The sequence below is a fragment of the Vogesella aquatica genome (assembly GCF_028548455.1).
GTDB lineage: Bacteria > Pseudomonadota > Gammaproteobacteria > Burkholderiales > Chromobacteriaceae > Vogesella > Vogesella aquatica.
In genome coordinates, this window is the sequence record NZ_JAQQLF010000002.1 from 163344 (window position 1) to 174890 (window position 11547).

Annotated in this window: 17 protein-coding genes; 13 read left to right on the forward strand and 4 right to left on the reverse strand. The window is 60.4% G+C overall.

The features are described 5' to 3' along the window. Positions 1 to 100: 100 nt before the first annotated feature. Positions 101 to 733, reverse strand: coding sequence for a LysE family translocator (locus PQU95_RS02295; protein ID WP_272750496.1), 633 nt, complete (start codon positions 731 to 733; stop codon positions 101 to 103). Positions 734 to 857: 124 nt separating this feature from the next. On the opposite strand from PQU95_RS02295, the gene PQU95_RS02300 reads away from it, so the two are divergent. From PQU95_RS02300 to PQU95_RS02355, 12 genes are all read left to right on the forward strand, one after another. Then, positions 858 to 2315 (forward strand): aminotransferase-like domain-containing protein, encoded by a 1458-nt coding sequence (locus tag PQU95_RS02300; RefSeq protein ID WP_272750497.1) that lies wholly within the window; start codon positions 858 to 860, stop codon positions 2313 to 2315. Positions 2316 to 2567: 252 nt separating this feature from the next. Continuing rightward, positions 2568 to 3071: a GspH/FimT family pseudopilin gene (locus tag PQU95_RS02305; protein ID WP_272750498.1), complete on the forward strand. Its 504-nt coding sequence runs from the start codon at positions 2568 to 2570 to the stop codon at positions 3069 to 3071. 17 nt (positions 3072 to 3088) lie between these two features. Then, entirely contained in the window at positions 3089 to 3661 is a 573-nt protein-coding gene (gene pilV, locus PQU95_RS02310; RefSeq protein WP_272750499.1) for a type IV pilus modification protein PilV, read from the forward strand. A gap of 5 nt (positions 3662 to 3666) precedes the next feature. Further along, complete coding sequence (locus PQU95_RS02315; RefSeq protein ID WP_272750500.1) at positions 3667 to 4386, forward strand: PilW family protein; 720 nt, start codon at positions 3667 to 3669, stop codon at positions 4384 to 4386. Beyond that, entirely contained in the window at positions 4383 to 4796 is a 414-nt protein-coding gene (locus PQU95_RS02320) for a pilus assembly PilX family protein (protein WP_272750501.1), read from the forward strand. Before PQU95_RS02315 ends, PQU95_RS02320 begins: the two co-directional genes overlap by 4 nt. 62 nt (positions 4797 to 4858) lie before the next feature. Further along, positions 4859 to 5290 carry a type IV pilin protein gene (locus tag PQU95_RS02325; protein ID WP_272750502.1) on the forward strand — a complete coding sequence of 144 codons (432 nt, stop codon included), beginning with the start codon at positions 4859 to 4861 and terminating at the stop codon, positions 5288 to 5290. A 146-nt stretch (positions 5291 to 5436) separates the two neighbouring features. Further along, positions 5437 to 5892 carry a ProQ/FINO family protein gene (locus PQU95_RS02330; protein WP_373321362.1) on the forward strand — a complete coding sequence of 152 codons (456 nt, stop codon included), beginning with the start codon at positions 5437 to 5439 and terminating at the stop codon, positions 5890 to 5892. A gap of 89 nt (positions 5893 to 5981) precedes the next feature. Further along, entirely contained in the window at positions 5982 to 6518 is a 537-nt protein-coding gene (locus PQU95_RS02335; RefSeq protein WP_272750503.1) for a macro domain-containing protein, read from the forward strand. 120 nt (positions 6519 to 6638) lie between these two features. After that, on the forward strand, positions 6639 to 7574 hold the full coding sequence (cysK, locus tag PQU95_RS02340; protein WP_272750504.1) for a cysteine synthase A: 936 nt from the start codon (positions 6639 to 6641) through the stop codon (positions 7572 to 7574). A 102-nt stretch (positions 7575 to 7676) separates the two neighbouring features. Continuing rightward, positions 7677 to 8090 (forward strand): hypothetical protein, encoded by a 414-nt coding sequence (locus PQU95_RS02345; RefSeq protein WP_272750505.1) that lies wholly within the window; start codon positions 7677 to 7679, stop codon positions 8088 to 8090. Positions 8091 to 8100: 10 nt separating this feature from the next. Continuing rightward, entirely contained in the window at positions 8101 to 8505 is a 405-nt protein-coding gene (locus PQU95_RS02350) for a YchJ family protein (RefSeq protein ID WP_272750506.1), read from the forward strand. A gap of 112 nt (positions 8506 to 8617) precedes the next feature. Further along, positions 8618 to 8926: a hypothetical protein gene (locus tag PQU95_RS02355; protein ID WP_144372091.1), complete on the forward strand. Its 309-nt coding sequence runs from the start codon at positions 8618 to 8620 to the stop codon at positions 8924 to 8926. On the opposite strand, the gene PQU95_RS02360 is transcribed toward PQU95_RS02355, so the two are convergent. The 3 genes from PQU95_RS02360 to dcd all read right to left on the reverse strand — a co-directional run bounded on the left by PQU95_RS02360 (position 8923) and on the right by dcd (position 10639). Then, entirely contained in the window at positions 8923 to 9366 is a 444-nt protein-coding gene (locus PQU95_RS02360) for a MarR family winged helix-turn-helix transcriptional regulator (protein ID WP_272750507.1), read from the reverse strand. The genes PQU95_RS02355 and PQU95_RS02360 overlap by 4 nt on opposite strands. Next, positions 9363 to 9839 (reverse strand): glutathione peroxidase, encoded by a 477-nt coding sequence (locus tag PQU95_RS02365; RefSeq protein ID WP_272750508.1) that lies wholly within the window; start codon positions 9837 to 9839, stop codon positions 9363 to 9365. The genes PQU95_RS02360 and PQU95_RS02365 overlap by 4 nt, the downstream gene beginning before the upstream one ends. Positions 9840 to 10069: 230 nt before the next feature. After that, on the reverse strand, positions 10070 to 10639 hold the full coding sequence (dcd, locus tag PQU95_RS02370; protein WP_272750509.1) for a dCTP deaminase: 570 nt from the start codon (positions 10637 to 10639) through the stop codon (positions 10070 to 10072). 302 nt (positions 10640 to 10941) lie between these two features. On the opposite strand from dcd, the gene bfr reads away from it, so the two are divergent. Beyond that, complete coding sequence (bfr, locus tag PQU95_RS02375; RefSeq protein WP_017508795.1) at positions 10942 to 11430, forward strand: bacterioferritin; 489 nt, start codon at positions 10942 to 10944, stop codon at positions 11428 to 11430. The last annotated feature ends 117 nt before the right edge of the window (positions 11431 to 11547 follow it).

Here is an 11547-nt window from a genome sequence, read left to right on the forward strand (position 1 = left end):
GAATCGTAAAACCGGTATTGTACGTTGCCAGCGAAAGGGCGGGCAAACCGCGCAGGCGATAAATGGCCGCCAGGCAGGGCGGCCGTAGCAGTGGCAATGCTCAGATGGGGAAGTTGGCCGCGCCCAGGCGGCCGGCGGGCAGGCTGTCCAGCAGCAGCCACAGCGCTGTGCCGGCCAGCGTCAGCGCCATGGTGCCATTGAAGCAGGCCAGACGGCGCGGGGTGTTCAGCAGCTTTTGCAGCGCCACGCCGGCGCCGGCCCACACGCTGATACACGGCATCATGGTGATGAACACCAGCAGGAAAAACAACACGGCAGCCTGGCCGGCCGGCATGTCTTGCGGCAGGAACACCATGCCCATGTTCAGGCTCATCATCCAGGTTTTCGGGTTCAGCCACTGGAACCAGATGCCACCCATAAAGCTCATCGGTTGCTGCTCTTCTGCCTGCTTGCCCAGGGTGCCGGCTTGTTTCATCTGCCAGGCCAGATACAGCAGGTAGGCGCAGCCGGCCAGGGTTAGTGCCGGTTTGAGTGCGCCCAGCAGCGGCGCCAGCTGGCTCATGAACAGGATGATGATGGCCGATTGCAGCGCGATGCCGGTGGAAATGCCCAGCAGCGACGGTACGGTGCGGCCAAACCCGTGATTCAGGCCGCTGGCGGCCAGGATCAGGTTGTTGGGGCCGGGGGTCAGCGCCATCACGGACAGGTAAATCAGCAGGGCAGCGGTATTCATCAGGTGCGGCAACAAAGTATTAAACGATGGGCTGCATGATAAGGTGCGGTGCATTACAATAACAGATTCAGAATTTTCAATTTGCAACCATCACAGTTTGGTATGCGGCCAACTGTGCTGGTGCATGAGCGGCCAAACTGTGCCGGTGGAGCTAGCGATGGCGCAAGAGACGCTTTACATGCAGCTGGTCAACGAGTGGACGGCGCTGATCCAGCGCGGCGTGCTGCGCCCGGGCGAGAAAATGCCGTCGGTGCGCAAGGCCTGCGCCCAGTACCAGGTGAGCCCGGCCACCATCCTGGCCGCCTACCGCCTGATGGAAGAGCGCGGGCTGGTAGAGGCGCGCCCGCAGTCCGGCTTTTATGTACGTACCCAGACCCGGCTGCCGTTGCCGCACATGCGCCGCCAGAGCGGCACCGTGGCCACCGGCGACGAGGTACTGGACAACATCGAGCTGGTGTTGGCCGCACAGCAGCAGCCGGGCTACCTGGACCTGTCGATGGCGTCGCCACGCGGCGGTGACTTTTACCCCACCACGCGCCTCAAGCACATCCTGCACAAGCTCAGCCGCGAACAGCCGACGCTGGCCACCGACTACAGCTACCCGCCCGGCGCGCAGTCGCTGCGCGAGCAAGTGGCGCGGCGGGCGCTGGCCTGGGGCGTGGCGCTGGCAGCCGACGACATCGTCACCACCAACGGCTGTACCGAGGCGCTGCAGCTGGCGCTGCGCACTGTCTGCAAGCACGGCGACACCATCGGTCTGGAATCGCCTACCTACTTTCTGCTGCTGCCCTTGCTGAAAAGCCTGGGCCTGAACGTGATCGAGATCCCCACCCATCCCACTACCGGCCTGTCACTGGACGCGCTGGAGCTGCTGCTGGAAGAAAAACGGCTGCAGGCCATCGTGGCGATGCCCACCGTGCACAACCCGCTAGGCGCCACCATGCCGCCGGAAAACAAGAAAAGGTTGGCCGCGCTGGTGAATGCACACCGCGTGCCGCTGATTGAGGACTGCCCGCACGCCGACCTGTTTTACGGCCAACTGACCCCGGACGCGGTGAAGGCGCACGATACCGACGGCTACGTGCTGCTGTGCGGCAGCTTCAACAAGACGCTGGCGCCCGGCTTCCGGGTGGGCTGGATTGCGCCCGGCCGCTACCGCCGCGAGCTGACGCGGCTGAAGTTTGCTTCGTCGCTGTCGCAGCCGCGCCTGCTGGAAGAAACACTGGGGGTGTATCTGCAGGACGGCGCCTACGACCAGCACCTGCGCTTTTTGCGCCGCCATTACCAGGCACAGATGGCGCGCTTGCAAGATGTGGTGGCACAGGTGTTTCCGGCCGGCACGCGCGCCACGTCGCCGACCGGAGGCTGCCTGTTGTGGGTGGAGCTGCCAGGCGAGGCTGACGCGCTGCAGCTGTCGCGCGCGGCGTATGCCGAAAAAATGCTGGTGGTGCCCGGTGCGCTGTATTCGCCGCGCGGCCGCTACCGCAACTGCATCCGCCTATCGTGCTGCTACCCGTGGAGTGATGCGTACGAGCGCGGTTTGCACCGTCTGGCCGAGCTGAGCGCCGGGCTACTGCCCTGAGTGTGGCTCAAGGGCTTGTGCTGGGTGTCGATATAGCAATGGGGTGTACTGGGTACCAAATGGCATGGCTGGTTTAAAATGAAATTGCCTTTTAACAGCTATAAGCGAATGTCGGCGATATGTTTGTATCGATAGAGCGCACTGCGGTACGCTTGGTTTTATCGCGAGTTTGGTTTTGTAAAGCGTGCGCCGTGCCACAAGTACGATGCGCTAATCTAGAAGTAGTCTCGAGCGGGGTCAGATAAGGCAGCTATGACGCAGGAACGGGGTTTTACGCTGGTAGAGCTAATCATTACGGTAGCCATCATCGCCATCGTCATGTCGTATGCCGTGCCGGCCTACTCGCGTTTTGTCGCGCAGAACAAGGTGCAATCCTTTGCTTATGCGCTGGCTTCGGATCTGAACAACGCCCGCTCCGAGGCGATACGCCGCGGGTTTGATGTCAGCGTGTGCGCGGCTTCTTCCAGCACGGCTACCAGCTGTGGTGCTGCGACAGACTGGAACAAGAACTGGATTACCATCGTCCAGGGTGGTGGGGCCAGTGGCACCGTGCTGAAGGTGCATCAGGCAGAGGCGGGGGCCAACGCATCCAGCAGTTTGGCGGGTTTGCGCTTTGCACCGAGCGGCCAGGTGAAAAGCACAGCAACGAATGCCCGCGTAGCCAACAACCAGCTCATCACCTTCAGTAATAGTGACAACACGGTGTCCGCCAATGTCACGGTGGCACCCTACGGTACGATCAGGGTGACGAACTAATGAATAATCCTGTTCGAATGCACGGTTTCGCCTTTGTCGAGCTGCTGGTGTCGGTGGTCATCATCGGTTTTGGCCTACTGGCGATTTCTGCGCTACAGACCAATGCCCTGCAGGCGACCAACGCTGCCTATTTGCGTACCGCTGCCAGTGAATACGCGGTGGCATTTTCGGAACGCATGCGCACCAATACAGCAGACAGTATTTACCGTTACGACGAAGACAATAGCGTGTATATCCTGGCGCCTGTGGTGGCCTGCTACCTTCAGCAGGCGTCGAATACCGCGCTGACCGACCGGGCGACAGAGTGCGCCAAGGTGACCAATGCCAGCCAGACAGCCATTATGAACGCTGATATAGCCTCGATGACGCAGTGGGTAACCGATGCCTCCGGCACGCTACCGCAGGGGACCTGGGCGCTGAACTTGTTACGCAACGGCGCTGTAGCCAGCGGTATCACGGCGGCCAACTGCAATTTCTCGCTGGCAACCGGCGCCGCGGCAAGCCAGCCCTGCTCTTTGCAGGTGTCGGTGACCTGGCAAGAGCTGCGCGCCTCGGCGACAGTTGCCAGTATCAGTTACACATTCCGGTGAGCACCATGAGAAACAAACAAGCCGGTTTGACCATTATCGAGCTGATGCTGTCGCTGGCACTGTCGCTCTTTCTGATTCTGGTTGCGGCCCAGTTTTTTGTGGCCAACAAAATGACCTACCGCACCCAGCAGGCTCAGGCCGATATTCAGGAGCGTGGCCGTTTTGCCAGCTCCTGGCTGGCGCAGCAGCTGCGCCAGGCAGGCTATATCGGCGCGGTGCAGGTAGCCACTACAGATTTCAACACCGTGTTCGCGTCGCAAAACGCTAGCGGTACAGCACTGGCCATGGCGGCTGGGCAAGTGTTGCTGGGCACATCCGGCACGGTGCAGGTGCGTTACCGCGGTGCCGACGATACCAGCCTGGTGAATTGCCAGGGCCAAGGGGTGGCAGCCAATACCACGGCCACGCATATGATCAATACCAGTGGTACCAGCTTGATGTGTGATGGCACCGAGGTGGTACCTGGTGTCGTGCAGTTACGGGTGCAATACGGCCAGGATAGCGTGAACCCGCTGGACCGCATTGCAGACCAGTACGTGCAAAACGCACCGGCTTCTGCCGTGTATGCGGTCAGGTTATGCTTGCTGGTACAATCGCTGGAAAACAATGTCAGCCCGGTAAGCCAGACTATTGCAGCGGACTGTGATGGTAATGCGTATACCCCTGCCAACCGCGCGATGGCGAAAGTGTTCCGGTCTTCGGTTTATCTGAGGAATATCCCATGAGCAGGGTAGCAATGCAGCAGGGGTTTTCCCTGCTGGTGGTGATGGTTTTCCTGCTGGTGCTGGGTTTACTGGGCTTTGCCGTGACCAAAAGCGCCATTGTGCAAGAGAAAATCTCGGGCAACCTGCGTGAGAAGAACGTCTCGTTTCTGGCGGCAGAGGCCGCGCTGCGCGAAGGTGAAATCTATCTGACCACCGTGGAAGACCTGGCCAGTATCACCGCTTCCAGCTCGCTTCCCGCACAGAATGTGGTTTCATCGCTAGCCGGGGCATCGGCCAGCTACACCATAGGCTGTGTCAATAACTGTACGGCGTCGGCTGGTAAAGTCTATTACCGCATCGTGGCCAATGGTACCGGTGTGCGCAATGACTCGGTCACCGCATTGGAAGCGGTTGTGTCGGTAGAAGAGTAAGCGGCCAACAGGCTTTGGCAAGCAAGGGCAGGCCAGTGTGGCTATGCCCTAATGGAGAAAAAATGAAGCAAAACCAGGGTTTTACCTTGATCGAACTGGTAATCGTGGTGGCCATTGTGGGTATCCTGTCTGCTATCGCCATGCCGATGTACCGCGATTATGTTGTGCGTTCCAACCGTACCGAGGCCAAGACGGCATTGGCTGCTGTCGCGTTGGCACAGGAGCGCTACTACTCGGTGAATAACCAGTACAGTACGACGATTGCCTCGCTGGGCACCGTGATGGGTTTGAACAGCAGCGGTGTTACCGATAACGGTTTTTACAGCATCAGCGTTACTGCGGCCAACCCGGCTGCCAGCTATACCCTGAGCGCCACTCCGCAAAGCAAAGCCGGGCAGAATACCGACAAGTGCAATATCCTGACGCTCAGTAGCACTGGCAGCAAAGGCGTCAGCACAACTTACAGCGGGTATAGTGCGGCCAACTGCTGGTAAGTGGTGTCATGCAGCTGGCGTCTGGGCGCGCGCTGCATTAAGATAGCCCCCTTTTTGCCGGATGGCGTCGCTGTCCTAGTGTCTTGTTTTTGAAAGGACTGCGCGCAAACGTGTTTTGCCCAGTGACTTGAACCATGAAGAATGCAATGAAATCCAATAATGAAACGGCACTGGGTGCCGCACTGAAGACGGCAGTACAAAGTCTGAGCAAGAAAAGCCAGACCGAAATGATTGCTGCCCATGTTTACGCCAAATACGAAGTGTTCAAGCGCTTCCTGCCGCTGGCGCTGGGTATTCACGAAACACTGATCGCTGCGCTGCCGCAGTTCGATGCACAGCTGGTTGCCCGCGTACTGGCGAACCACTGCCGCCGTCAGCGCTATATCAAGTCGCTGGCCCGTGGTGGCAAGCGCTTTGATCTGGCCATGAAACCGGTAGGTGTGGTGAGCCCGGAAGAAAAAGCTGCTGCCGAACGCATGGCGCAGCCACGCCCAGCCAAAGCAGACGCAGCCGCCCCGGTGGCAGACCTGCCTGTTGCTGCCGAGGGTGTCGCACCCGACGCAGTTGCTGCTACACCGGCCACCGAGCCTGCTGCAGAGTAAGACAGCCTTGCTGTAAACCAACCCCTCCGGCCTGTGCTAGAGGGGTTTTGTTTTTATCGGGCTACGGTGGTAGCCAGGAAAGGATGCGCATGTTGACCAGGCAGCACGATGTCACTATTGAGCTGTGGCGAGGTGATATTACCCGGCTGACGGTAGACGCCATCGTCAATGCGGCCAACCGCGGCCTGCGTGGCGGCGGCGGGGTAGACGGCGCCATACACCGTGCCGCTGGCCCGGGCATGCTGCAGGCCTGTTTGCAGCACGGGTTTTGCCCGGTGGGCGAGGTGCGGGTGACGCCCGGTTTCGCGCTGCCGGCGCGCTGGGTGTTTCATACCGTCGGCCCGGTATGGCGTGGTGGCGATGAGGGCGAGGCGGAACAGCTGGCGCAGTGTTACCGCCATTGCCTGGACGAAGCGGCCAACCGTGGCGTGCGCGAGCTGGCGTTCCCGGCCATCAGCTGCGGTGTATACGGTTACCCGGCGCTGGCAGCGATGAGCGTGGCGTGGCAGGCCATTACCCAATGGTTGGCCGCAGCGCCGGCGCATGATTTGCAGCGCATCGTGCTGGTGGCCTTCGAGGACAGCGTCTGGCAAGCCGGCTGCCGCGTCATGCCGGGCATCAGCTAGCGCCGGTTATAGGCAAGCGTTCGAAACTTAGCAAAAAACGGTATTAGTCAGCGCGGGTACGGCTGTATAGAATTGCGCAGCATAACGGCTCGCGCCGTGCGCTCAACAGGAGAATAAACAATGCGTATTGCCTCTTCCGTCACCGACCTTATCGGCAACACCCCGCTGGTACGCCTGAACCGTGTCACCGAAGGCGCCGGCGCCACTGTGGTGGCCAAACTGGAGTTCTTCAACCCGGGCCACAGCGTGAAAGACCGTATTGCCGCAGCCATGATCGAAGCCGCCGAGCAAGACGGCAAGATCGGCCCCGGCACCGTGATTGTGGAGCCGACCTCGGGCAATACCGGTATCGGCCTGGCCATGGTGTGCGCGGCGCGTGGTTACAAGCTGATCATCACCATGCCGGAAACCATGAGCCGCGAACGCCGCCAGCTGCTGCGTGCCTACGGTGCCGAACTGGTGCTGACCCCGGGCCCGGACGGCATGGGCGGCGCTATCGCCAAGGCGCGCGAGATCGTGGCGGCCAACCCCGATACCCACTACCTGCCGCAGCAGTTTGAAAACCCGGCCAACCCCGAGATCCACCGCAACACGACCGCCGAAGAAATCTGGCGCGATACCGACGGCCAGGTCGACATTCTGGTAGCGGGTGTGGGTACCGGCGGCACCATTACCGGCGTGGGCGAAGTGCTGAAAGCGCGCAAGCCGGGCGTACAGATCGTGGCAGTCGAGCCTGACGCGTCGCCGGTACTGTCCGGTGGTGCCAAGGGCCCGCACCCGATCCAGGGCATCGGCGCCGGCTTTGTGCCGCCCATCCTGAATACCGGCATCTACGACGAGATCATCCGCGTGGGCAACGACGACGCGTTCGACACCGCCCGCAATGTGGCCACCCAGGAAGGCGTGCTGGTAGGTATCTCGTCCGGCGCGGCCGTGTGGGCCGCACTGCAGCTGGCCAAGCGCCCGGAAAACGCCGGCAAGCTGATCGTGGTGGTGATTCCCTCCTTTGGCGAGCGCTACTTGTCTACCGCGCTGTTCCAGCACCTGGCCGACTGATTATCGCTAGCACCCCAGTTGCAACCCTGCCTGTGTGGCAGGGTTTTTCTTTTATGGAAGGCAAGGCCGCGCCAGCCGCTATTCGGGTTTACAATCGGTAGCATGAAACGACTGCTTCTGATTCTGTCCCTGTTGTGGCTAGCCGGTTGTGCCACCTTGCAGGAGCTGGGTGGTGGCAATGCCGCTGCCGATACGCTGATGCGCGAGGCGCAACTGCTGGCGCCGCGTGTGGGCAAAGGCGAGCTGACCCGCGTGCAGGTGGCCGACAAGCTGGACGCGCTGCGCCAGCAGCAGGTTGGCCGCAATGCGGTGGACGATGACGTGTTCCGCACTTATCGACGCATCGCCCAGCAGCGCGACGCCGGCCAGGTCGATAGCGCCCGCGCGCAAAAACAGATGGAAGACCGTCTGGAGATGTGGCAACGCCGCTGGCCCGCGCTGCAAGACAAACCCGCCAACCCGGCTTTTACCCAATTTCTGCTCAAGCTCTACAGCCTGCCACCACTGCCGCGCTGATATCCGCATCATGAAAAAAACGCCCGCCACCACCGGCTGCCATTGCGGCCAACCTTTGTCCTACGCCGCTTGCTGCGGCCGTTATCATCAAGGCGAGCAGCCCGCCCGCGCCGAGCAGCTGATGCGCTCGCGCTATAGCGCCTTCGTACTGCAGCTGGCGCCTTATCTGCTACAAAGCTGGGCCAGCGCCACGCGGCCCGCCGATCTCGACTTGAGCGCCGACGACGGCGTGAAGTGGCTGGGCCTGCAGGTGCTGGCTAGCGCACAGGGTGGCGAAGGCGATGAAACCGGTACAGTCGAGTTCGTGGCGCGCTACAAGGTGGGCGGCCGCGCTTACCGTCTGCATGAAACCAGCCGCTTCCGCCGTGAGGACGGTGCCTGGCGTTACATCGATGGCGACTTGCATGAGGGCTAGGGTGTTGACCTAAGTATTTGATAGTGATCATTTTTTATCACTATCGTGCTGGAAATGCTGGCCGCGTGTGCCATGCTGAAACGGGCGTCTGCCCGGAAAGCGGAGGTGACACGTGAACGATACATTGCATGATTTCATTGCCCAGCTGGAACGCCACCAGGCCGAAGGGCGCGACCTGGGCCAGCTGTTGTCCGTCGACCCGGTGCGCCAGCTGGCGTTACCGCTCAATCACCAGACTTGCAGCCAGCTGCGTGCCATGGCGCAGGTGTTCCAGTGCGACGAGGCCTTGCTGGCATCGGCTATTCTGGCCGGGGCGTTGCGACACATGCAGCAGCATCTGGACGAAGACCTGGACGCGCTGGCCAGGCTGGCGCGCGAGGCGCTGGACAGCCCGTGCCAGGCCGCCAGCGAAGCCATTTAGCCCGGCTTGCCCTGCAGCAGCATGGTCAGTTGCTGCAGGGTCTGGCGCAGCAGCGCCGATTCTGCCTCGCGCCCCTCTGCTCCGTAGCGGCAGCGCATGGCCTGCGGGATGGCGGCGGCCTTTTCCTCCAGCGCCTTGCCGGTGTCGCTCAGCCACACTTCTACCCGCCGTTCATCGTCGCTGGCGCGCCGCCGCCGCAGCAGGCCGGCGGCCTCCAGTCGTTTCAGTAGCGGTGTCAGCGTACCGGAATCTAGCAGCAAGCGTTCGCCCAGCTGTTTGACGCTGGCACCGTCTTGCTCCCATAGCACCAGCAGCACCAGATATTGCGGGTAGGTCAGCCCCAGCTCGCCCAGCAGCGGCTGGTAGGCCTGCGTCATGCTGCGGCTGGCCGCGTATAGCGCAAAGCACAGCTGGCGGTCCAGTTGCAGTTCCGGCGTCATAGCAGGCGCTCGATCTCGCTGCGCAGTGCTTCCGGCGTGGTGCGCGGGCCGAAGCGGCCAACCACTTGGCCCTGGCGATTCACCAGGAACTTGGTGAAATTCCACTTGATGGCACGGGTGCCCAGAATGCCGGCTTTTTGCTGTTTCAGGTATTGCCACAGCGGGTGGGCATTGGCGCCGTTAACGTCGATCTTGGCCGCCATCCTGAAGCTGACGCCGTAGTTTTTCTGGCAAAAGCTGCCAATGGCTTCGGCTGCGCCGGGTTCCTGCTTGCCAAACTGGTTGCAGGGAAAGCCGATCACGGCCAGGCCCTGGTCGCCCAGCTCACGGTGCAGTGCTTCCAGGCCTTCGTACTGGTAGGTAAAGCCGCATTCGCTGGCGGTGTTAACCAGCAGCAGCACCTTGCCCTGGTAGTCGGCCAGCTGGATATCGCCGCCTGGCAGGGCTGGGACGCGGTATTGGTAGATGGACATAGTGTTATTTCGATTTTAGGAAATTAAATTGTACACAATTAAATATGCCAAAAAAAGAGCGAAGCGGCAAGGGGGAACCACAACGCTCATAAGAAACGGCTTGCTGTGCCCAGGGCGAGCATTGATTGACGCGCCCTGATTTCATCCTAGACCAGACGCCAGAAATTGCGAGTATTGATCCAAAACAAAAAACGCGGCCGGGGCCGCGTTGTGCTGGTGTGCTGGTTGGTTCAAGGGCGGGGCAGGGTAACGCCAACCTGGCCCATGTATTTGCCGGCACGGTCTTTGTACGACACGTCGCAGATTTCGTCCGACTCGAAGAACAGCACCTGGGCCACGCCTTCGTTGGCGTAGATCTTGGCAGGCAGCGGGGTGGTGTTGGAAAACTCCAGTGTGACGTAGCCTTCCCATTCCGGCTCGAACGGGGTCACGTTCACGATAATGCCGCAACGGGCGTAGGTAGACTTGCCCAGGCACACGGTCAGTACCGAGCGCGGGATGCGGAAATACTCCACGGTACGCGCTAGCGCAAAGCTGTTGGGCGGGATGATGCAGTAGCCCTTGCCGGAGACTTCTACAAACGAATCCGGGTCGAAGTTTTTCGGGTCGACGATGGTGCTGTTGATATTGGTGAACACCTTGAACTCGTCCGCGCAGCGGATATCGTAGCCGTAGCTGGAGGTGCCGAACGAGATCACCTTTTCGCCGTTCACGTTCTTGACCTGGTCGTACACAAACGGCTCGATCATGCCGTGTTGTTCGGCCATGCGGCGAATCCACTTGTCGGATTTGATGGTCATCGTATTGTTCTCTTTCGGGCTGGCTTTCAGTTGGCTGGATTTTACTGGTACACACGCGTAGGCGCTACCTTGCCATGCCTTGGCCTGATAGTGGGTGGATGCGGCCTTGTGATGCAGTGGCTATTGTTTTAAGTGCTTTAATTTTGTCATTATTGGCATTTAATGTCTTATTGGTGCGTATGATTGGTGGCGAATTGAATATTGTTGCGAATAATTCGCAAAAATGTACCATGACAGCCTGGGCGGCCTGTACTAGAATCCGCCTATTCGAATCATGACCAAGTATTACAGGGGCAAACACCATGCAAGGCCATCCAAAGATCATCGCGCTGCTTAACGACTTGCTGGCAGAAGAGCTATCTGCTGCCGACCAGTATTTTGTTCACGCCGAGATGTATAAAGACTGGGGCCTGAACAAGCTGTTTGCCCGCATCGACCACGAACGCGAGGACGAGCTGGAACACGCCCGCACCCTGATCGCCCGCATCCTGTTCCTGGGCGGCAAACCCAACGTGGCCAAGCGTGTGCCCATCGTGATCGGTGATGACGTACCGTCGATGCTGAAAAGCGACCTGGACGTGGAATACCGCGTGGCGGCTGCACTGAAAGACGTGATCGCCGTCTGCGAGCAGGAGCGCGACTACATCACCCGCGAACAGCTGATGGTGCTGCTGGAAGAAACCGAAAACGACCACGCCCACTGGCTGGAACAGCAAATCAAGCTGATCGACCTGGTGGGCCTGGCCAACTACCAGCAATCGCAAATGGCAGGCGACATCAGCGCCAGCTAAGCCCTGGCGGCCACCGTGTGCGGCCAACCTTGCCCGATACCCTGCCTGCCACTGCACGCAGGGTTTTTCATTGCACCATGTTTGAAATAATTGAAACACACGCTGTGCCGCTTTCTG